Source organism: Streptomyces sp. C, from assembly GCF_000158895.1.
GTDB classification, from domain to species: Bacteria; Actinomycetota; Actinomycetes; order Streptomycetales; family Streptomycetaceae; genus Streptomyces; species Streptomyces racemochromogenes.
In genome coordinates, this window is record NZ_GG657750.1 from 2,150,670 (window position 1) to 2,170,908 (window position 20,239).

The 20,239-nt window shown below is 71.6% G+C and carries 17 protein-coding genes and 1 pseudogene; 2 read left to right on the forward strand and 16 right to left on the reverse strand.

The window, feature by feature from the left end; translation table 11 throughout:
- Positions 1-48 precede the first annotated feature (48 nt).
- The 16 genes and pseudogenes from SSNG_RS09500 to rsmH all read right to left on the reverse strand — a co-directional run bounded on the left by SSNG_RS09500 (position 49) and on the right by rsmH (position 18,194).
- Positions 49-1,260, reverse strand: coding sequence for a DivIVA domain-containing protein (locus SSNG_RS09500; RefSeq protein WP_007263602.1), 1,212 nt, complete (start codon positions 1,258-1,260; stop codon positions 49-51).
- A gap of 82 nt (positions 1,261-1,342) precedes the next feature.
- Complete coding sequence (locus SSNG_RS09505; protein WP_007263603.1) at positions 1,343-1,639, reverse strand: YggT family protein; 297 nt, start codon at positions 1,637-1,639, stop codon at positions 1,343-1,345.
- Positions 1,640-1,699: 60 nt separating this feature from the next.
- Positions 1,700-2,317 carry a cell division protein SepF gene (gene sepF, locus SSNG_RS09510; RefSeq protein ID WP_007263604.1) on the reverse strand — a complete coding sequence of 206 codons (618 nt, stop codon included), beginning with the start codon at positions 2,315-2,317 and terminating at the stop codon, positions 1,700-1,702.
- 169 nt (positions 2,318-2,486) lie between these two features.
- Positions 2,487-3,206 carry a YggS family pyridoxal phosphate-dependent enzyme gene (locus SSNG_RS09515; protein WP_007263605.1) on the reverse strand — a complete coding sequence of 240 codons (720 nt, stop codon included), beginning with the start codon at positions 3,204-3,206 and terminating at the stop codon, positions 2,487-2,489.
- Positions 3,207-3,209: 3 nt separating this feature from the next.
- Positions 3,210-3,879 (reverse strand): annotated as a pseudogene (pgeF, locus tag SSNG_RS09520) (peptidoglycan editing factor PgeF).
- Between the two features lie 59 nt (positions 3,880-3,938).
- Positions 3,939-5,141 carry a cell division protein FtsZ gene (ftsZ, locus tag SSNG_RS09525; protein WP_007263607.1) on the reverse strand — a complete coding sequence of 401 codons (1,203 nt, stop codon included), beginning with the start codon at positions 5,139-5,141 and terminating at the stop codon, positions 3,939-3,941.
- A 280-nt stretch (positions 5,142-5,421) separates the two neighbouring features.
- Positions 5,422-6,126, reverse strand: coding sequence for an FtsQ-type POTRA domain-containing protein (locus SSNG_RS09530; RefSeq protein ID WP_007263608.1), 705 nt, complete (start codon positions 6,124-6,126; stop codon positions 5,422-5,424).
- Positions 6,127-6,302: 176 nt separating this feature from the next.
- Positions 6,303-7,394 (reverse strand): undecaprenyldiphospho-muramoylpentapeptide beta-N-acetylglucosaminyltransferase, encoded by a 1,092-nt coding sequence (murG, locus tag SSNG_RS09535; protein WP_007263609.1) that lies wholly within the window; start codon positions 7,392-7,394, stop codon positions 6,303-6,305.
- Between the two features lie 6 nt (positions 7,395-7,400).
- On the reverse strand, positions 7,401-8,762 hold the full coding sequence (gene ftsW, locus SSNG_RS09540) for a putative lipid II flippase FtsW (protein ID WP_007263610.1): 1,362 nt from the start codon (positions 8,760-8,762) through the stop codon (positions 7,401-7,403).
- 69 nt (positions 8,763-8,831) lie between these two features.
- Positions 8,832-10,277: a UDP-N-acetylmuramoyl-L-alanine--D-glutamate ligase gene (murD, locus tag SSNG_RS09545; protein ID WP_042800796.1), complete on the reverse strand. Its 1,446-nt coding sequence runs from the start codon at positions 10,275-10,277 to the stop codon at positions 8,832-8,834.
- Positions 10,259-11,329 carry a phospho-N-acetylmuramoyl-pentapeptide-transferase gene (mraY, locus tag SSNG_RS09550; protein WP_007263612.1) on the reverse strand — a complete coding sequence of 357 codons (1,071 nt, stop codon included), beginning with the start codon at positions 11,327-11,329 and terminating at the stop codon, positions 10,259-10,261. The genes murD and mraY overlap by 19 nt, the downstream gene beginning before the upstream one ends.
- Positions 11,326-12,750, reverse strand: coding sequence for a UDP-N-acetylmuramoyl-tripeptide--D-alanyl-D-alanine ligase (gene murF / locus SSNG_RS09555; protein WP_007263613.1), 1,425 nt, complete (start codon positions 12,748-12,750; stop codon positions 11,326-11,328). Before murF ends, mraY begins: the two co-directional genes overlap by 4 nt.
- Positions 12,747-14,441: a UDP-N-acetylmuramoyl-L-alanyl-D-glutamate--2,6-diaminopimelate ligase gene (locus SSNG_RS09560; RefSeq protein ID WP_007263614.1), complete on the reverse strand. Its 1,695-nt coding sequence runs from the start codon at positions 14,439-14,441 to the stop codon at positions 12,747-12,749. The genes murF and SSNG_RS09560 overlap by 4 nt, the downstream gene beginning before the upstream one ends.
- Positions 14,442-14,478: 37 nt before the next feature.
- Entirely contained in the window at positions 14,479-16,404 is a 1,926-nt protein-coding gene (locus tag SSNG_RS09565; RefSeq protein ID WP_241695213.1) for a penicillin-binding protein 2, read from the reverse strand.
- Positions 16,405-16,758: 354 nt separating this feature from the next.
- Positions 16,759-17,238 (reverse strand): hypothetical protein, encoded by a 480-nt coding sequence (locus SSNG_RS09570; protein ID WP_007263616.1) that lies wholly within the window; start codon positions 17,236-17,238, stop codon positions 16,759-16,761.
- Positions 17,235-18,194 carry a 16S rRNA (cytosine(1402)-N(4))-methyltransferase RsmH gene (rsmH, locus tag SSNG_RS09575; RefSeq protein ID WP_007263617.1) on the reverse strand — a complete coding sequence of 320 codons (960 nt, stop codon included), beginning with the start codon at positions 18,192-18,194 and terminating at the stop codon, positions 17,235-17,237. The genes SSNG_RS09570 and rsmH overlap by 4 nt, the downstream gene beginning before the upstream one ends.
- Before the next feature lie 311 nt (positions 18,195-18,505).
- Between rsmH and SSNG_RS09580 the strand changes: the two genes are divergently transcribed.
- Positions 18,506-19,057: a carbonic anhydrase gene (locus SSNG_RS09580; protein ID WP_042800798.1), complete on the forward strand. Its 552-nt coding sequence runs from the start codon at positions 18,506-18,508 to the stop codon at positions 19,055-19,057.
- A gap of 137 nt (positions 19,058-19,194) precedes the next feature.
- Positions 19,195-20,205 carry a MoxR family ATPase gene (locus tag SSNG_RS09585; RefSeq protein ID WP_007263619.1) on the forward strand — a complete coding sequence of 337 codons (1,011 nt, stop codon included), beginning with the start codon at positions 19,195-19,197 and terminating at the stop codon, positions 20,203-20,205.
- Positions 20,206-20,239 lie beyond the last annotated feature (34 nt).

Sequence of the window (20,239 nt, forward strand, 5' to 3'; positions counted from 1 at the left end):
CCCCTCAGGGGAACCGCGCCCGGCCCGTGGTGACTGCCGACGGCTACGTCAGTTGTCGTCCTCGTCGATCAGGAAGCCCCGCATGGGAGACGGCGCCTGCATCGGCTGCGGCGCAGCCGGCCGCACCGGAGCCATCGGCTGCGTCATCGCCGGGGACATCTGCTGCTGGCCGCCGTAGGACGGGCCGCCGGCCATCGGGGAGGGGCCGCCCATCGGCGACGGGCCGCCCATCGGGGACGGGCCACCCATGCCCATGGCGCCGGCCGGAGCCATCGACGGGGACGGCGACGGCGGCAGGGCCGGGCCGGCCGGGGTGCGCGGCGGCGCGAGGGAGTCGTCGGCCTGGGTCTCCAGCTGGCGCAGCTGCGACTCCAGGTAGGACTTCAGACGCGTACGGTACTCGCGCTCGAAGCCCCGCAGGTCCTCGACCTTGCGCTCCAGCGTGGCGCGGGCGGACTCCAGGGAGCCCATCGCGACGCGGTGCTTCTCCTGGGCGTCCCGCTCCAGCGCGTCGGCCTTGGCGCGGGCGTCCCGCTCCAGGCCCTCGGCGCGGCTGCGCGCCTCGCCGACGATCTTGTTGGCCTCGGAGCGGGCCTCCGCGATCGCCTGGTCGGCGGTCTGCTGCGCGAGCGACAGGACGCGGGCGGCGCTGTCGCCACCGGGGCCCTGCTGCGGGAGCTGCGGCTGCTGCATCTGCTGCATGGGCTGCATCTGCTGGCCCATGGGCTGCATCTGCTGCCCCATCGGCTGCATCGGCTGGCCGAGCTGGTTCTGGCCGCCCATGGACTGCTGCTGCATCTGCTGCGGCATGGGCTGCTGGCCCATCTGCTGCTGCGGCGCCATCGGGTGCTGGCCGCCCATGGACTGCTGCTGCATGGGGCCGCCCATCGGGCCCGGACCCTGCGGTCCGTGTCCACCGGGACCGGGCGGCAGCTGCGGCTGGCCGCCCGGGAGCTGCGGCGGGCCCATCTGCGGCTGCTGCTGCTGCGGCGGGCCGGATATGGCCGCCGGCACGGGGGCGCCCGGGCGCTGGTCCTGGGGTTCCGGCTTGCGCATGTTCTGCTGCTGCTGCTGGTTCTGCGCGGCGGCGCGCGTGGCGGCGGCCAGCTTGGCGCGCAGGTCCTCGTTCTCGCGCAGCAGACGGGTCAGCTCGGACTCGACCTCGTCGAGGAAGGCGTCGACCTCGTCCTCGTCATAGCCTTCTCGCAGGCGGACGGTCGTGAACTGCTTGTTCCGCACGTCCTCGGGAGTCAGCGGCATGTCTTCTTCACCTCTACGTAGTCGTCGGCAGTCGGCAGGACCGTATCGGGACTGTCCCCGCGCCCGCGGGGGAGCTCATCGTTCACACGCTTCTCGCAGCGGTGCTCACGAAGCTGATGAGGATGTAAACGATGATCATCAGAACGAAGAAGGACAGGTCGAGTGCCACGCCCCCGAGACGCAACGGCGGGATGAAGCGCCGAAGAAGCTTGAGCGGTGGATCGGTGACAGTGTAGGTGGCCTCCAGAACGACCACCATCGCCTTGCCGGGTGCCCATGAACGTGCGAACTGGAACACGTAGTCCATGACCAGTCGGAAGATCAACACGATGAGGAAGCACATCAGCGCGATGTAGACCACCTGCAGTGCGACGCCCATCCCGTGCTTCCCTCTCCCCTGCTTCCGCTCTGTTCCCGGTCCCGTTTCTGACGGATCGGTCTAGCTTTGGTTGAAGAACCCGCCCTCCGCGATGCGGGCCTTGTCCTCCGCCGTGACATCGACGTTAGCAGGAGACAGCAGGAACACCTTCTGTGTCACGCGTTCAATACTGCCGTGCAGACCGAAGACGAGACCGGCGGCGAAGTCCACGAGACGCTTCGCGTCCGTGTCGTCCATCTCCGTCAGATTCATGATCACCGGGGTGCCCTCACGGAAGTGTTCCCCGATGGTACGGGCCTCGTTGTAGGTCCGGGGGTGCAGTGTCGTGATGCGGTACGGCTCCCGCTCGGAGACGACCTTGGGCATGATCACGGGGGCGTTCTTCTCCAGGTTGGTGCGGTCAGGTGTGATGGATGCCACGGGGGCAATTCGCGCGGGACGTCCGTTTTCTGACGGAATTGGGAGGGGTTCGCGCGGAGCCGGCGGCTGTACAGCTCGTACCGGTTCGTCCGTTACGGGCGTTTGGTGCACCGGCTGCTGTCTACGATCCCGGTCTCGGGCCCGTTCCGGTTCCGGTTCGGGCTCGAACTCGTCATCGGGGTCGTACCCCGGGTTGTCGTACCGGTCGTCCTCCACGAGGCCGAGGTAGACCGCCATCTTGCGCATCGCGCCGGCCATTCTCCGAGTCCTCCGCTCTGTGGTGGATCGCCCTGTCGCAGGTGTCGAGTGTCCGTCAGCAAAGTAGCTGTGTCACCAAAGTCACCAACTGCCCGCGATCCACGTGGTCTGTCCGCTCATCTGCGGGAATGACCATATTTTCTGCTGTGGTCCGACTTTCTTCGCGACGTTACCCGAGCCGGGGTCTCGCGCCGAGTACCGCAGTGCCGACGCGTACATGTGTCGCACCCGCCAGCACGGCCTGCTCCAGGTCGGCGCTCATCCCGGCCGACACCATCGTGGCAGCCGGATGGGCCTCGCGCAGGCTGGATGACAATTCCATCATCCGCTCGAAGGCGGCCTGTTCGCGCCCCGCGTAGGGACCCGCCAGGGGGGCGACGGTCATGAGGCCGTCGATCCGCAGACCCGGCGCGGCCGCGACGAGGTCCGCCAACTCCGCCATCAGGTCCGGCGCCGCGCCGCCTCGGGCCCCGCGCTCGCCCGACTCGGCGTCGAGCGCGATCTGCACGAGGCAGCCGAGCTCGCGCCCCTGCGCCTCCGCGGCCGCCGACAGCGCGGTGACGAGCTTCGGCCGGTCGACCGACTGCACGACCTGCGCGTATCCCGCCACGGAACGGACTTTGTTCGTCTGCAACTGGCCCACGAAGTGCCAGCTCAGCGGCAGATCCGAACAGGCGGCCGCCTTGGGGGCGGCGTCCTGGTCCCGGTTTTCCGCTACATGACGGACGCCCAGGTCCGCCAGCAGTCGTACGTCGCTCGCCGGGTAGGTCTTGGTGACGACGATGAGGGTCACCTCCTCCCGCTCGCGCCCGGCCGCCGCGCAGGCGGACGCGATGCGCTCCTCCACCCGCGCGAGGTTCTCCGCGAGCTCGGCCTTACGATCCGTCATTCGTCAGTCCAACCAGACATATCCGGCAAGCCGCCCGGTCACCCGGTCGCGGCGGTACGAGAAGTGGTCCCGCGACTCCAGTGTGCAGACCGGGGAGCGGTGCGCGTGCGCCACCCCCGCCTCCGCCAGCTGCGCGTGCACCCCGGCGACCACGTCGACGGCCGGTGTCCCCCAGCTGGTCTCGGCCCACGCGGCCGGCACCACCTCGGCGACCGCCTCCCGCATCTCGGCCGGGACCTCGTAGCAGCGGCCGCAGACGGCCGGTCCGGTACGGGCGACGATGCGCGCGGGGTCGGCGCCGAGGGCGGTCATCGCCTCGACGGCGGCGGGCACCACCCCCGCGACCAGCCCGGGCCGCCCGGCGTGGGCGGCGCCCGCGACCCCGGCGACGGGGTCGGCCAGCAGGACCGGCGTGCAGTCGGCGGTGAGCACCGCGAGGGCGAGCCCCCGACGCGCGGTCACCACCGCGTCCACGGAGGGGATGGCGGCGCCGGCGGCAACAGGGGCCGTCGACCACCGCCACGTCCCGGCCGTGCACCTGGTTCATCCAGACCACCAGGTCCGGGTCGATGCCCAGGCCCTCGGCCGCGATCGTCCGGTTCGCGCGAACGGCGGCCGGGTCGTCTCCGACCGCGCCGCCGAGATTGAGCTCCTCGTACGGAACGGCGCTCACCCCGCCCCACCGGTCGGTGAAGGCGAAGTGGGCGCCGTTCTCGCTGTGCTGCCCCAGTGTCACTTCAAGAAGTCCGGTACATCCAGCTCTTCGGCCGGGCTGTCCTGGTAGGGCCGGGCCGTCGGGACCTGCGGCGGGGCGGGCGCGGTCTCGACCGGGATCTCGACCGGCGCCGGGGGCTCCTCGCGGGGGGTGACCGTGCCGAGTCCGCCGAAGGCCGGACGGACCGGCTCGGGTGCGCGGACCGGCGCGGGGGCCGGCTCCTCGCGCTTGGTGGACGCGGCGCCGATGACGTTGTCCCGTCGGGCCGGGGGCTGTCCGCCGTCGAAGCCGGCCGCGATGACGGTGACGCGGACCTCGTCGCCGAGCGCGTCGTCGATGACGGCGCCGAAGATGATGTTCGCCTCGGGGTGCGCGGCCTCGCTGACCAGCTGCGCGGCCTCGTTGATCTCGAAGAGACCGAGGTCCGAGCCGCCGGAGATGGAGAGCAGCACGCCGCGGGCACCGTCGATGGACGCCTCCAGCAGCGGCGAGGAGATGGCCATCTCGGCGGCGGCCACCGCGCGGTCGTCGCCGCGGGCCGAGCCGATGCCCATCAGGGCCGAGCCGGCCTCGGACATCACGGACTTGACGTCGGCGAAGTCGAGGTTGATCAGGCCGGGGGTGGTGATGAGGTCGGTGATGCCCTGGACGCCGGAGAGCAGGACCTGGTCGGCCGACTTGAAGGCGTCGAGCACGCTGACCTGGCGGTCCGAGATGGACAGCAGCCGGTCGTTGGGGATGACGATGAGGGTGTCGACCTCTTCGCGGAGCTCGGCGATGCCGTCCTCCGCCTGGTTCGCGCGGCGCCGGCCCTCGAAGGTGAACGGGCGGGTGACCACACCGATCGTCAGGGCGCCGAGGGAGCGCGCGATGTTGGCGACGACGGGTGCGCCGCCGGTGCCGGTGCCGCCGCCCTCGCCGGCGGTGACGAAGACCATGTCGGCCCCCTTGAGGACCTCCTCGATCTCCTCGCGGTGGTCCTCTGCCGCCTTGCGGCCGACGGCCGGGTTGGCTCCGGCGCCGAGGCCCCGGGTGAGTTCACGGCCGACGTCGAGCTTGACGTCGGCGTCGCTCATCAACAGCGCCTGGGCGTCGGTGTTGATGGCGATGAACTCGACGCCCTTGAGACCGACCTCGATCATTCGGTTGATGGCATTGACACCACCGCCGCCGACACCGATGACCTTGATGACTGCGAGGTAGTTCTGCGGTGCTGCCACGTCGAAGGCCTCTCGCCTCGAGTTACGTGTCGCCGCCTCGCGGGCCTGCGTAGCGACGACTGATGCCGAAATGTGGGACGGTCCGTACACGCCGACCCGAACCCTCACCCTTAAGTTTAGGGTTAGGGGTGTGTCTGTTCCTTGGACTCTTCCGAACAGGACACTAAGTCGACAAGTAGCGCGTGTTCAACGAACACGCCGAACCTCCCGTTTTTCTTTTCACCCTATGTGATCACCCGTATCGGTGGCCAACCAGGGTGCGTCGGTGTTCGACCTGACGTCAACTCCCGGACACCGCAGGTGCCGTGGGGACGCTCACGTCGAAGTGGTCGGCCTTGGGCGAGGCCTTCAGCAGGGCCGTCAGCGCACGGCCTTTGGCCTCACCCAGTTCGCCGCTCCCCCAGACGACCGTTCGGCCCCTGGTGAGTTGCAGTACGACCGAATCGTACGACCGGACCGTGACCTGCAGCGTCTCCCTGGAAACGGCCTCGGGGAGGCCTCCGGCGATGCCGACGGCCTCGCGCAGCAGCCGCTCGCCGTCGAAGCGGCGGGCGCTCGGGGAGCCCTCCGCCGCCAGTTCGAGGACCGGAACGTGCGCGGGTGCCTGCCGAACCGTGTCGAATCGCACACCGGAAGAGTCCACTTCGACGAACTGTCCGTCCTTCTTGATGAGCAGGACCGGTTTGCGTTCCGTTACCTTCAGGGCGATCCCGTGCGGCCAGGACCGCACCACGTCGACCGAATCGACCCGGGGCAGCCGGCCGCGCACCCGGGCCGCGATCTCGTCGGTGTCGACGCCCACCAGGGGTGCGCCGACGGGCACGGCCGCGGCTTCGAGGACCTGCCCAGGAGTGAGCACCTCGGTGCCGGCGGCCGTGACCTTCTCGACGCGGAGCCAGGAGGAGCCGTAGAGCGCCCAGGTGACGCCCGCGGCCAGGAGCACGGCGGCGGCGAGGGTGGCCAGCACGCGGACCCGGCGCGGCAGTGCGCGACCGGGCCTGCGCGGGCCGGATCCCCCGGGCGGCTTCGGCGACTTGGGCCGCTTGGGGGCTTTGGGGCCTTTGGCGGCGTCCGCAAACTTGCCGCCCTTGCCTCCCCGGCCGGAAGGGCCGCGCTGTGCCGTCGTCGCTCCGGCCACTCCTGTGCCTCCTGGATCAGCGATTACCTGCGTGCAGCCGCAATCGCCTCGTACACGAGGCCGACGAGCAGGTCGTCGGCGTCCCGGCGGCCGAACTCGGCGGCGGCGCGGGACATCTCGTACAGGCGGTGCGGATCGGACAGCACCGGGAGGACCTGGCCGAGCACCCAGTCAGGCGTCAGCTCCGCGTCGTCCACGAGCAGTCCGCCGCCGGCCTTGACCACCGGCTGGGCGTTGAGCCGCTGTTCGCCGTTGCCGATGGGCAGCGGTACGTAGGCGGCCGGCAGTCCGACGGCGGAGAGTTCGGCAACGGTCATCGCACCCGCGCGGCACAGCATCATGTCGGCGGCGGCGTACGCGAGGTCCATCCGGTCCACGTACGGTACCGGCACATACGGCGGCATCCCGGGCATGTTGTCGACACGCGGCAGTTCGTTCTTCGGGCCGACGGCGTGCAGGATCTGGATCCCGGAGCGCTGGAGGGTAGGCGCGGCCTGCTGGATCACCTCGTTGAGGCGGCGGGCGCCCTGGGAGCCTCCGGAGACCAGCAGCGTCGGCAGGTTGGGGTCCAGGCCGAAGGCGGCGCGGGCCTCGGGGCGGACGGCGGCCCGGTCGAGGGTGGAGATGGAGCGGCGCAGCGGGATGCCCACGTAGCGGGCGCCGCGCAGTTTGCTGTCGGGGGTGGAGACCGCGACGGCGTGCGCGTAGCGGGAGCCGATCTTGTTGGCCAGTCCGGGGCGGGCGTTGGCCTCGTGGACGATGATCGGGACCCCGAGGCGCTTGGCGGCGAGGTAGCCGGGCAGGGCCACGTAGCCGCCGAAGCCGACGACCACGTCGGCCTTGGTGCGTACGAGGATCTCCTCGGCGGCCTTGATGGTGCCGCGCAGCCGCCCGGGGACGGTGATCAGCTCCGGGGTGGGCTTGCGGGGCAGCGGCACGGCGGGGATGAGGCCCAGCTCGTAGCCGCGCTCCGGTACCAGGCGGGTCTCCAGGCCCCGTTCCGTGCCGAGGGCGGTGATGCCCACGGTCGGGTCCTGCCTGCGCAGTGCGTCCGCGAGGGCCAGCGCTGGCTCGATGTGGCCGGCGGTCCCCCCGCCGGCGAGTACGACATGCACCGAAATTCACCGCTCTCCGGACGGACGCCTCTTGACGCGCCGTCTCATCGACTTCCATATCGGCCCGCTCCGCTTCCAGCCGGCTCTCGGCTGTCGCATCGCGAGCGCCGCCCGCGCCGCCGGTTCCTCCCGCGCGAACGCGATGAGCAGTCCGACCGCGAACATGGTCGGCAGCAGGGCCGACCCTCCGTAGGAGAACAGCGGGAGGGGGACACCGGCGATCGGCAGCAGGCCGAGCACCGCACCGATGTTGATCACGGCCTGGGCCGTGATCCAGGTGGTCACGCCTCCCGCGGCATACCGTACGAAGGAGTCCTCCGTGCGTCCGGCCACGCGGATACCCGCATAGCCTAGAGCCGCGAACAGGGCGAGGACCGACAGCGTCCCTGCCAGGCCCAGTTCCTCACCGGTGATGGCAAAGATGAAGTCGGTGTGGGCTTCGGGCAGTTGACCCCATTTTTCCACACTCGCCCCGAGACCGGAACCGAACCATCCGCCGGACGCGAGGGCGTAGATCCCGTGTACGGCTTGCCAGCAGAGGTCGTTCTTGCCCGGATCCGTCGCCCCCAGGCAGGCGAGCCGGTCCATGCGGTGCGGGCTGGTCTTGATGAGCAGTGCGACGATCACACCCGCGAAGGCGAGCACGCCCACGAACAGCCGCGTCGGCGCCCCGGCCAGCCACAGGAGGCCGAAGAGGACGGCCCCGAGGATCATCGCGGTGCCCATGTCCCCGCCGAGCATGATCAGCCCGAGCAGCAGGAAGGCCACCGGGACCAGCGGCACCAGCAGGTGCTTCCACTGGGTCAGCAGCCCCTTGTCGCCCTTGCGGGCCAGCAGGTCGGCGCCCCACAGGATCAGCGCGAGCTTGCCGAACTCGCTGGGCTGGAGCATGAACGGGCCGCCCAGGGAGATCCAGTTCTGGTTGCCGTTGATCGAGACCCCTATCCCGGGGACCTGGACCAGGACCATCAGGAACAGGGTGCCGGCGAGCACCGGGTAGGACAGCGCCCGGTGCAGCTTGACCGGCATCCGGGAGGCGGCGAAGAGCAGGACGCCGCCGATGAGGGCGGCCAGGAATTGCTTCTTGAAGAAGTAGGCGTCGCCCAGGCCCAGCTGGAGCGCCTTGATCATGGAGGCCGAGTAGACCATCACCAGCCCGAGCACGGTGATGAGCAACGAGCTGCCGAAGATCAGGTAATACGCCGTGAGCGGGCGGTCCCAGGCCTTGCTCAACTGCCGCTGCGTACGCCGCAGCCCGGACAGCGGCCCGCGCCCGGCGGGCCTTTTGGCACCGCCCCCCGGGCGTTTGCGGCCCTGCGCCTTGACGGCGGCGGGCCGCCGCCCCGGCAGCATCTGCTTGGCCGGCATCTGTGTTCTTCCCCTCCACTCGTACGAGGCGAGCGGCCGGCCGGAGGGAACCTGTACCGGCGCCTCGGCCTAGGCCGTGTCCGCCGCACTCCCGGAGGCCAGTTCGCGCACCGCGTCGGCGAACGCGTCCCCACGCTTGTTGTAGTTCGCGAACATGTCCATCGACGCACACGCGGGCGCCAGCAGGACCGTGTCCCCGGGCTCCGCGAGCCGGGCCGCTTCCCGGACCGCTGCGAGCATCGCCCCAGTGTCGGTCCGTTCCAGGTCGGTCACCGGGACCTCGGGCGCGTGTCGCGCCAGCGCCTCGGCGATCAGCGCCCGGTCGGCGCCCATCAGCACGACGCCGCGCAGCCGCTTCGCGGACTTCTGGACGAGCTCGTCGAAGGTCGCGCCCTTGGCGAGGCCCCCGGCGATCCAGACGACCGGCTCGAAGGCCGCCAGGGAGGCCTCCGCGGCGTGCGTGTTGGTGGCCTTGGAGTCGTCGACGTAGCGGACCCCGTCGACCTCGTCCACGAACGCGACGCGGTGCGCGTCGGGACGGAAGTCCCGCAGCCCGTCGCGGACCGCGCGCGGCTCGACGCCGAAGGCGCGGGCCAGGGCCGCCGCCGCCAGGGCGTTGGCGATGTTGTGCGGGGCGGGCGGGTTGACGTCGTCGACGTGCGCCAGCTCCTGGGCGTTCTTCTGCCGGTTCGCCACGAACGCCCGGTCCACGAGGATCCCGTCGACCACGCCGAGCATGGAGGGGCCGGGGGCGCCGAGGGTGAAGCCGATGGCCCGGCAGCCCTCCTCGACGTCGGCCTCCTCGACCAGGCGCTCGGTGGCCGGGTCGGCGACGTTGTAGACGCAGGCGATGGTGTTGCCCTCGTAGATGCGGCCCTTGTCGGCGGCGTACGCCTCCATGGAGCCGTGCCAGTCGAGGTGGTCCGGGGCCAGGTTGAGCACGGCCGCGGAGTGGGCGCGCACCGAGGGGGCCCAGTGCAGCTGGTAGCTGGAGAGCTCGACGGCGAGCACGTCGTACTGCTCGTCGCCGGTCACCACGTCGATGATGGGGGTGCCGATGTTGCCGACGGCGGCGGTCTTGAGACCGGCCGCCCTCAGGATCGACGCCAGCATCTGGGTGGTGGTGGTCTTGCCGTTGGTGCCGGTGATGGCGAGCCACGGGGCCGCGCCCTCGCCGCGCAGCTGCCAGGCGATCTCGACGTCGCCGACGACGTCCACGCCCGCCTCGGCGGCAGCCAGGAAGAGCGGGCTGTCGGGCTTCCAGCCCGGCGAGGTCACGACCAGCTCGGTGCCCTCGGGGAGGGTCTCGGCGTCGCCGAGGCGTACGGAGACGCCCTTGGCCTCCGCCTCCAGCTCCGCGGCCCGGGCCCGGTGGCCCTCGCTGTCGCCGCCGTCGACCACGGTCACGACGGCGCCGAGGCCGGCCAGGGCGCGGGCGGCGCTGATGCCGCTCACGCCGAGGCCGGCGACGGTGATGTTCCTGTCCTGCCAGGAGGTCACTTGTCTGCTGCCCATCCCGCGTAGAAGAGACCGAGACCGACGATCACGCACATGCCCTGGATGATCCAGAAGCGGACCACGACGAGGACTTCGGACCAGCCCTTGAGTTCGAAGTGGTGCTGGAGCGGGGCCATGCGGAAGACGCGCTTTCCGGTCAGCTTGAAGGAGCCGACCTGGATGACGACCGACATCGTGATGAGCACGAAGAGGCCGCCGAGGAGGGCCATCAGGAACTCCGTGCGGGAGCAGATGGCCAGACCCGCGAGGGCGCCGCCCAGCGCGAGCGAACCGGTGTCGCCCATGAAGATCTTGGCGGGCGAGGTGTTCCACCACAGGAAGCCGAAGCAGGCGCCCATGAGGGCGGAGGCGACGACCGCGAGGTCCAGCGGGTCGCGCACCTCGAAGCAGGCGTTCGGGTTGGTGAGGTCGACCGCGTTGGCGCAGGACTCCTGGAACTGCCAGACGCCGATGAACGTGTAGGCGCCGAAGACCATCACGGCGGCGCCCGTCGCGAGGCCGTCCAGGCCGTCGGTCAGGTTCACGCCGTTGGACATGGCCAGGATCATGAACAGGGCCCAGACCACGAACAGCACGGGCCCGATGGACCAGCCGAAGTCCGTGACGAAGGAGAGCTTCTCCGAGGCCGGGGTCAGCCCGCGCGAGTCCTTGAACTGGAGCGCGAGCACCGCGAAGGCGATGCCGACGATCAGCTGGCCGGCCATCTTGGCCTTGGCCCGCAGACCGAGCGAACGCCGCTTGACGATCTTGATGTAGTCGTCGAGGTAGCCGACCAGGCCCATGCCCGCCATCAGGAACAGCACCAGCAGGCCCGAGAAGCTCGGCTCCTCACCGGTGATGACCTTGGTCAGGGCGTACGCGATGAGCGTGGCCAGGATGAAGGAGATACCGCCCATGGTGGGCGTGCCCTTCTTCCCCGCGTGGCCGCGCGGGCCGTCGTCGCGGATGAACTGGCCGTAGCCCTTGCGGGCCAGCAACTTGATCAGCAGCGGCGTGCCGATGACGGTCAGGAACATGCCGATGACACCGGCGAACAGGATCTGCCTCATCGGCCGGCGACCTCGCCCTCGCCGTCGAGCAGCGCCAGCGCCACCCGCTCCAGACCGACCGACCTGGAAGCCTTCACCAGCACGACGTCCCCCGGGCGCAGTTCACTGCGCAACAGGTCGACGGCCGCCTGCGCGTCGGACACGAGCACCGACTCCTCACCCCACGAACCCTCGTTATATGCGCCCAGTTGCAGCCAGGACGCTTCCCTGCCCCCGACTGCCACGAGCCTGCTCACGTTGAGCCGGACGGCAAGCCGCCCCACCGCGTCGTGCTCGGCCAGCGAGTCGTCGCCGAGCTCGGCCATGGGGCCGAGCACCGCCCACGTACGTCCCCCGTCGGCCTTGCCGGCCTCCCCCATCGCGACGAGTGCGCGCAGGGCGGCCCGCATGGACTCCGGGTTCGCGTTGTAGGCGTCGTTGACGATCGTCACGCCGTCCTCGCGCTCGGTGACCTCCATCCGCCACCGGGACAGCGTGCCCGCTCCGGAGAGCGCTGTGGCGATCTCCTCGGCCGGCATGCCCAGGACATGGGCGACGGCGGCCGCGGCGAGCGCGTTCGACACGTGGTGCTCACCGTACAGCCGCAAGGTCACATCGCTGCACCCGGTCGGTGTGTGGAGTGTGAAGGAGGGCTGTCCCGCGGGCGTCATCCGGACCTCGGTGGCGCGTACGTCGGCGTCCTCGGCCTCGCCGAAGAGGACCGTACGGGCCTTCGTGCGGGCGGACATGGCGCGCACGAGCAGGTCGTCGGCGTTGAGTACGGCGACACCGCCCTCGGCCTCGGACGGCAGCGCCTCGACCAGCTCCCCCTTGGCCTGGGCGATGGCCTCGCGGCCGCCGAACTCGCCGATGTGGGCGGTGCCGACGTTCAGGACGAGGCCGATGCGCGGCGGGGTCAGGCCGGTCAGGTAGGCGATGTGGCCGATGCCGCGGGCGCCCATCTCCAGGACCAGGTGGCGGGTTTCCGCGGTGGCCTTCAGCGCGGTGAGCGGCAGGCCGATCTCGTTGTTGAGGGAGCCGGGCGTCCACACCGTGGGCGCGTGGTGCTGGAGCACCTGGGCGATGAGGTCCTTGGTGGAGGTCTTGCCGGCGGAGCCGGTCAGGGCGACCACGTCGGTGCCGAGACGTTCGACGACCGTGCGGGCGAGGGCGCCGAGCGCCTTCTCCACGTCGGGCACCACGATCGCCGGTACGCCGACGGGCCGGGCGGCGAGGACGGCGACGGCGCCGGCGGCGACGGCGCGCCCGGCGTAGTCGTGGCCGTCGACGTGCTCGCCCTCGAAGGCGGCGAAGAGGCTGCCGGGCTCCACCTGGCGGGAGTCGATGACGACGGGTCCGGCGGTCCGCACCGACGGATCCGGTATGTCGTGGGGCCGCCCGCCGGTGATGTCGGCGATCTCGGCGAGGGTAAGGGCGATCACTGGTCCACCTCGGCCTGTCGGGCGCTGAGCTGCTGGTTCTCGATGGCCGCGCGGAGCACGGCGCGGTCGTCGAAGGGGCGTACGACGCCGGCGGTGTCCTGGCCCTGCTCGTGGCCCTTGCCGGCGACGAGGACGGTGTCGCCGGCCTCGGCGCGCGCGACGGCGGCGGCGATGGCCGCGGCCCGGTCGGCGTCGACGAGGACGGTGCCGCGCTCCTCGGCGGGCACGGAGACGGCGCCCTCGAACATCGCGGCGAGGATCTTCAGGGGGTCCTCGGAGCGCGGGTTGTCGGAGGTCAGGACGGCGGTGTCGGCGTACCGGGCCGCCGCGGCGCCCATCGGGGCGCGCTTGGTGGTGTCGCGGTCGCCGCCGCAGCCGAGGACGATGTGCAGCTTGCCGGTGGTGACCTCGCGCAGGGCGCGCAGCACCGACTCGACGGCGTCCGTCTTGTGGGCGTAGTCGACGACGGCCAGGTACGGCTGCCCCGCGTCGACGCGCTCCAGGCGGCCGGGGACGCCGGGGACCGCGGCGACGCCGTCGGCGGCGGTCTGCGGGTCGAGTCCGGCGGCGGCGAGCGTGACGATCGCGGCGACGGTGTTGGCGACGTTGAAGGGGCCGGGCAGCGGGGCCTTGGCCCGTACGCGCTGTCCTTCGGGGCCGACCAGGGTCAGGGTGGAGTCCATGTGGCCGCTGACCACGTCCTCGGCGCGCCAGTCGGCGGCCGGGTCGCCGGCGGCGGAGAAGGTGACGACCGGGATCGACGCCTCCTTGGCGAGGCGGCGGCCGTACTCGTCGTCGAGGTTGACCACGCCGAGGCGGGCCCGGCGCTCGGTGAAGAGCTGCGCCTTGGCCTGGAAGTAGTCCTCCATGCCGGTGTGGAACTCCATGTGTTCCGGGCTCAGGTTGTTGAAGACGGCGACGTCGAAGACGCAGCCGTCGACCCGGCCCAGGACCAGGGCGTGGCTGGAGACCTCCATGGCGACGGCCTCGACGCCGCGTTCGCGCATGACGGCGAACAGGGCCTGGAGGTCGGTGGCCTCGGGGGTGGTCCGCTCGGACTTGATGCGCTCGTCGCCGATGCGCATCTCGACGGTGCCGACGAGTCCGGTGGTGCGTCCCGCCGCGCGCAGCCCGCCTTCGACGAGGTACGCGGTGGTGGTCTTCCCGGAGGTGCCGGTGATCCCGAGCTGGAGGAGGGCCTCGCCGGGCCGGCCGTAGATCTCGGCGGCGAGCTCGCCCATCCGGGCGCGCGGGTCGGCGACGGCCAGGACCGGCAGGCCGGTCGCGGCGGCGCGCTCGGCGCCCTCCGGGTCGGTCAGTACGGCGGCGGCGCCGAGGGCGGCCGCCTGGGCGGCGAAGTCCGCACCGTGCAGCCGGGCGCCGGGCAGGGCCGCGTACAGGTCGCCGGGGCGTACCGCACGGGAGTCGTGCGTGATGCCGGTGATCTGAGCGGCGCCGGACTCGGGCAGACCCAGCAGGGTGGCCAGCTCGCCCAGGGGGGTCGGGCGGGCGGACACGGGCCGGGGCGCTCCCGGCGGCGCTGCCGGGGCGTCTTTCTGGGCGGTTCTGGGCTGATCAGCGTGGGGCACGGCGGTGAGCGTACCGGGCGCGGCGGGCCGCTCGCGAAGCGAGGCCCCCGCTTCGGCGCCGGCGGCCGTCTGGTTCCCCGGTTCCGGGGTGATCGTTGTCACTGGTCGTGCCTCGCGCTCTGGTGGCTGGACGGTCGGTTCACGGCCCGGGCTGGGGACCGGTGGGGGCGCTGCTCGGGGCGGCGGGCGGCGGGGCCGCGTCGTAGGTCACGGGCAGGCCGGCGGGGGCCGTTCCGGTGGGTGCGACCTGGAGGGTCTTGAGGGCGAACTCCATGACCGTCTTGTAGATCGGGCCGCAGATCTGGCCGCCGAAGTAGCTGCCCTTGGTGGGGTTCTGGATGGCGCAGTAGACGGTGATGCGGGGGTTGTCCGCGGGGGCGAAGCCGGCGAAGGAGGCGGTATAGCCCTTGTAGCGGCCGGTGGCCGGATCCACCCGGTTGGAGGTGCCGGTCTTCCCGCCGACCCGGTAGCCGGGGATCTTCGCCTTGGTGCCGGTGCCCTCCTGGTCGTCGACGACGGATTCGAGCATCTCGGAGAGGGTCTTGGCGGTCTCGGCGCTGATCACCCTGGTCTGTTCGGGGGCCGGGGCCGGGGTGAAGCGGCCGTCGGGGCCCTTGGTGCCGCGGACCAGGGTCGGGGTGATGCGGACGCCGCCGTTGGCGATGGTGGAGTACACGGAGGCGGCCTGCATGGCGTTGAGGGACAGGCCCTGGCCGAAGGGGATCGTGTACTGCTGGGAGGTGGACCAGGCCTCGGGCTTGGCGAGGATGCCGCGGGACTCGCCGGGGTAGTTCAGGCCGGTGGGGCGTCCGATGCCGAACTTGTCCAGGTAGGAGTAGAGGACCTTGTTGGCCTCGGACTGGGAGGCGCCGAGCTGGCCGGTGGCCAGGATGGTGCCGATGTTGGAGGACTTGGCGAGGACCCCGTTGAGGGTCAGGTACCAGGTCGGGTGGTCGACGTCGTCCTTGAAGAGCCGGTCGCCGCGGTGGAGCCGGTTGGGGACCTCGACGCGGGTGTCGGGGCGGGCCTTCTTCTCCTCCAGGACGGCGGCCATCGACATCACCTTGGCCGTGGAGCCGGGCTCGTACACGTCCTGGAGCGCGGCGTTGCCCATCGCGGTGGAGCGGGCCCGGGTGAGGTCGTTGGGGTCGAAGCCGGGGGCGTTGGCCATGGCCAGCACCTCGCCGGTGCGGGTGTCCTGGACGATGACGTAGCCGCGGTCGGCGCCGGACTTCTCGACCTGTTCGGCGATGGCGCTCTGCGCGGCCCACTGGATGTCGCGGTCGATGGTCAGCTCGATGTCGTCGCCGGGCACGGCGGGCTTCTCGCTGGATCCCGCGGTGGGGACGCGGCGGCCGCCGGACTGGGCGTAGGTCAGTTCGCCGTCCTTGCCGGCGAGCTTCTTGTCGAGGGCGGACTCCAGGCCGCCGCCGCCCTTGCCGTCGGCGTTGACGTAACCCAGTATCCCGGCGGCGAGGTCGCCGTTCGGGTACACGCGCTTGCTGCTGACCTCGTTGAAGACGCCGGCGATGACGTTGGCGCCGGGGCCGTTCTTCTTCTTGTCGGCGGCGGCCTTGTCGGCGAAGAGCTTCTTGAGGTCCTTGATCTGGTTCCAGACCTGGGGGGTCTGGCGGCGGGCCAGGATCACGTAGCGGCTGTTCTTGGTCTGGAGGCGCTTGGCGAGCTCGGCGGGGTCCGCCCCGAGGATGGGCGCGAGGAGGGCCGCGGCCTGCTGGGGGGCGTCGGGGGCCTTGCTCTCCTGCGGGGTGAACATCTTCGGGTCGGCGGTGATGTCGTACGCGTCGACGCTGGTGGCCAGGGCCACGCCCTTGCGGTCGGTGATCTCCCCGCGCTCGGCGGCCAGGGTGTGGCTGGCGAAGCGGTTCTCGCTGGCCTTGGCGGAGTACGCGGAGGCGTCGACGGCCTGCACCTGGAGGAGCCGGACGACGAAGGCGAGCATGACGAGGGTGAGCCCGACGCCGACGAGGCGCAGCCGGGGCTTCGGGTTCCCGAGCCGGATGGTGTGCGGGGGCCCTGGCCGGGCGTTGACCCTGGCCCGCGGCACCGCCGCCTTGGGGCTCACCGCGCCCTCCGGGATCCGGGCGTGGCGCCGGGACGGCCCCGGCCGTCCCCGAGCCGAGCCCCGCCGCACGGCACGGGAGCGGGTGGCACCGGACCACTGGGGCTCCGCCCCAGACCCCGCGCCTCAAACGCCGGCGGGGCTGGAAACACACGACCGACCGGACCACGGGCCCGGGCAGCACCCGACCACCCAGCCCCGCCGGCGATTGAGGCGCGGGTCCGGGCAGCGCCCGACCACCCAGCCCCGCCGGCGATTGAGGCGCGGGTCCGGGCAGCGCCCGGGGAACGGTGGAAGGGCGGGGCGGGGAGTTGCCCCGCAGGGGTCCGCGTCACGACGTCACCTGCCTGGCGTAGGGGTGGGTTGCGGGGTGCCGCTGGGAGCCGGGGCCGGGGCCGACGGGGCCGGAGCCGACGGGGCGGGGGCCGACGGGGCGGGGCCCTGCGGAACCGGCGGAGCCACCGGCGCCTCCGCCGCCGACGGGGTGCCCGCCGTCTTGCCGTCGGGGCCGAGGAAGACGGGGCTGCCCCCCGGCACCAGACCCAGCTCGCGCGCCCGCCGCTGAAGCGCGTCCGGCGCCGAGTACGCGTCCACGTCCCGCTGGAGCGCCTGCTGCTCGTCCGTCAGCGCCGTGGTCTCCTTCTTCAGCCGGCTCAGCTGGAAGGATCCCTCGTTCAGCGCCGAGTTCAGCAGCAGCAGGCTGATCAACCCGCCCGCGAGCAGCGCCACCACCAGCAGGACGAACGGCATCCGCGCCGCCCCGCCACCGCCGCCCTGCGGCCTCGGCCGGGCGGCGCCGCCCGCGCGGGCCTTGGTCACAGCCGCGCCTCGCGGATGCGCTCGACGCCCCGGAACCGGGCCGGGGCGGCCCGCCGGTTCTCGGCGATCTCCTCCTCGGTCGGCAGCTCCGCGCCGCGCGTCAGCAGCTTCAGCTTCGGCTGGTACTTCTCCGGGACGACCGGCAGCCCCGGCGGGGCCGTGGAGGTGGCACCGGCGGCGAAGACCTGCTTCACGAGACGGTCCTCCAGGGAGTGGTACGAGAGCACCGCGATCCGGCCGCCGACGGCGATCCGGTCGACCGCCGCCGGGATGGCCCGCTCCAGCCCGGAGAGCTCCCCGTTGACCTCGATGCGCAGGGCCTGGAAGGTCCGCTTGGCGGGGTTGCCGCCGGTGCGCTTGGCGGCCTGCGGCAGGGCGTCGCGGATCAGCTCCACGAGGCGCGCGCTGTTGGAGAAGGGCTCCTTCTCCCGTTCCCGCACGATCGCGGACACGATCCGCTTGGCCTGCTTCTCCTCGCCGTACTGGCGCAGGATCCGCACCAGCTCGCCGGGGGCGTAGGTGTTGAGGACCTCGGCGGCGCTGACGCCGGTCGTCTGGTCCATGCGCATGTCCAGCGGCGCGTCCTGGGCGTACGCGAACCCGCGGTCGGCCTCGTCGAGCTGCATGGAGGAGACGCCGAGGTCGAAGAGGATGCCCTGGACGGCCGGGAGCCCCAGGTTGTCGAGCACCTCGGCGAGGTCGGCGTAGATCGCGTGGACGAGCGTGGCCCGGTCGCCGAAGGGCGCGAGCCGCTCCCCGGAGAGCCGCAGGGCCTCCTTGTCGCGGTCGAGGCCGATCAGTCGCGCCTCGGGGAACCGGGTCAGCAGGGCCTCGCTGTGGCCGCCGAGGCCGAGGGTGCAGTCGACGACGACGGCCCCCGGCCTCTCCAGCGCCGGGGCCAACAGGTCCAGGCACCGCTGGAGCATCACCGGGACATGTCGGGACTCGCTAGTCAAAGCGCCCTCTCAGATAACGGCGCGGCAGGCATACGCCGCGCCGCGCACGCGGAGTGTTACCAGGGGGCCGGGCGGCCGGTGAGGGCCGGGCTCCGGCCGGTTCGCGTCACTTTAGTGCAACGGTCGCCGCGGTCAACGAACCGCCCCGCGTCCGGTGCGCCCTTCCCCGGAGCAAAGCCCAAAAGCCGTGAATCACCCGAACAGCGGCCCCCGCCTCACCCCTGTGGGTTAGCTCACAACAAGACTCGTTGACCTTCTTTGTCCATCCTCACTCAATGCCCCTCCGAGCCGTGAGCACTAACGTCGTCACCATGACGACTTCCGCATCCCTGCCCGCCCAACCCGCGCCCCAGGCTTCCGGCGGCGAATCCGTCACCGACCGGCTGGTCGCGGCCAACCAGCGCTACGCCGCCCGGTTCACCGACCCCGGCATGGACGCCCGCCCCGTCCTGCACGTGGCAGTCGTGGCCTGCATGGATGCCCGCCTCGACCTGCACAAGGCCCTGGGCCTGGAGCTCGGCGACTGCCACACCATCCGCAACGCCGGCGGTGTCGTCACCGACGACACCATCCGCTCGCTCACCATCAGCCAGCGGGCCCTCGGCACCCGTTCGGTCATACTCATCCACCACACCGGCTGCGGTCTCGAAAGCCTGACCGAGGACTTCCGGCACGAGCTGGAGGACGAGGTCGGCCAGCGCCCCGCCTGGGCCGTGGAGGCCTTCCGCGACGTCGACCAGGACGTCCGCCAGTCCATGCAGCGGGTCCGGACGAACCCGTTCCTGCTCCACAAGGACGATGTGCGAGGCTTCGTCTTCGACGTGCACACCGGTCTCCTGCGCGAGATCGATCCGGCCACCTGAGTGACAGACCCGGCGGACGCCGTCAAGAATGCGGGGAGACGTCACCCGGAACCCTTCCGGGGCGGTGTCCGTGTTTCGGGGTGGGCCGGTTCATGCGCCAGCGGCGTCGGCCCGGAGAAAGGGCCGAGGAGAACCAGGTGACCACGTACGACGACCGAGCGAGCCTCGCTGATCTGACCAGCACGGCCGAGCGGGTCCGCCGGTCGGTCGAAAGCGTGATCGAGGGCAAGCCCGAGGTCGTACGCCTCGCACTGACCGTGCTGCTGGCCGAGGGGCACCTCCTCATCGAGGACGTCCCCGGTGTCGGCAAGACCATGCTGGCCAAGACGCTCGCCAAGTCCATCGACTGCTCGGTCCAGCGCATCCAGTTCACGCCGGACCTGCTGCCCTCGGACATCACCGGCGTCAGCATCTACGACCAGCAGCGCCGCGAGTTCGAGTTCAAGCCCGGCGCGATCTTCGCGCAGATCGTCATCGGCGACGAGATCAACCGCGCCTCCCCCAAGACCCAGTCCGCGCTGCTGGAGTCGATGGAGGAGCGCCAGGTCACCATCGACGGCACCACCTACGCCCTGCCCAGCCCGTTCATGGTCGTCGCCACCCAGAACCCGGTCGAGATGGAGGGCACCTACCCCCTCCCCGAGGCCCAGCGCGACCGCTTCATGGCCCGCGTCTCCGTCGGCTACCCCAGCCCCGAGGCCGAGCTCCAGATGCTCGACGTGCACGGCGGGCCCTCCCCGCTCGACGACCTCACCGCCGTCGCGCACGCCCACGACGTGGTCAAGCTGATCGAAGCCGTCCGCGAGGTGTACGTCGCCGCACCCGTACGCCGCTACGTGGTCGACCTGGTCTCGGCCACCCGCAGCCACCCGGAGCTGCGGCTGGGGGCCTCGCCCCGCGCCACCCTGCACCTGCTGCGCGCCGTCAAGGCCTCCGCGGCCCTGTCCGGCCGGGACTACGTCCTGCCCGACGACGTCCAGCAGCTGGCCGCACCCGTCCTCGCGCACCGGCTGCTGCCCACCGCGCAGGCGCAGCTGAACCGGCGCACCGCCGAGCAGGTCGTCCACGACATCCTCCAGCGCACCCCCGTCCCCGCCGCGCACCACCGCGGCGAGATGCCGCCCGGCGCGGCCGCCCGGAGCTTCTGATGCCGGCCGGTGCCCCGCACGGCGCCGGCGGGCA

Bases quoted from the DNA above. Each gene is read 5' to 3' on its own strand.
- sepF (WP_007263604.1), bottom strand. From the start codon at position 2,317: ATGGCCGGCGCGATGCGCAAGATGGCGGTCTACCTCGGCCTCGTGGAG.
- murD (WP_042800796.1), bottom strand. From the start codon at position 10,277: ATGGGCAGCAGACAAGTGACCTCCTGGCAGGACAGGAACATCACCGTC.
- SSNG_RS09500 (WP_007263602.1), bottom strand. From the start codon at position 1,260: ATGCCGCTGACTCCCGAGGACGTGCGGAACAAGCAGTTCACGACCGTC.
- ftsW (WP_007263610.1), bottom strand. From the start codon at position 8,762: ATGCCGGCCAAGCAGATGCTGCCGGGGCGGCGGCCCGCCGCCGTCAAG.
- SSNG_RS09515 (WP_007263605.1), bottom strand. From the start codon at position 3,206: ATGACGGATCGTAAGGCCGAGCTCGCGGAGAACCTCGCGCGGGTGGAG.
- SSNG_RS09505 (WP_007263603.1), bottom strand. From the start codon at position 1,639: ATGGGCGTCGCACTGCAGGTGGTCTACATCGCGCTGATGTGCTTCCTC.
- mraY (WP_007263612.1), bottom strand. From the start codon at position 11,329: ATGAGGCAGATCCTGTTCGCCGGTGTCATCGGCATGTTCCTGACCGTC.
- SSNG_RS09580 (WP_042800798.1), top strand. From the start codon at position 18,506: ATGACGACTTCCGCATCCCTGCCCGCCCAACCCGCGCCCCAGGCTTCC.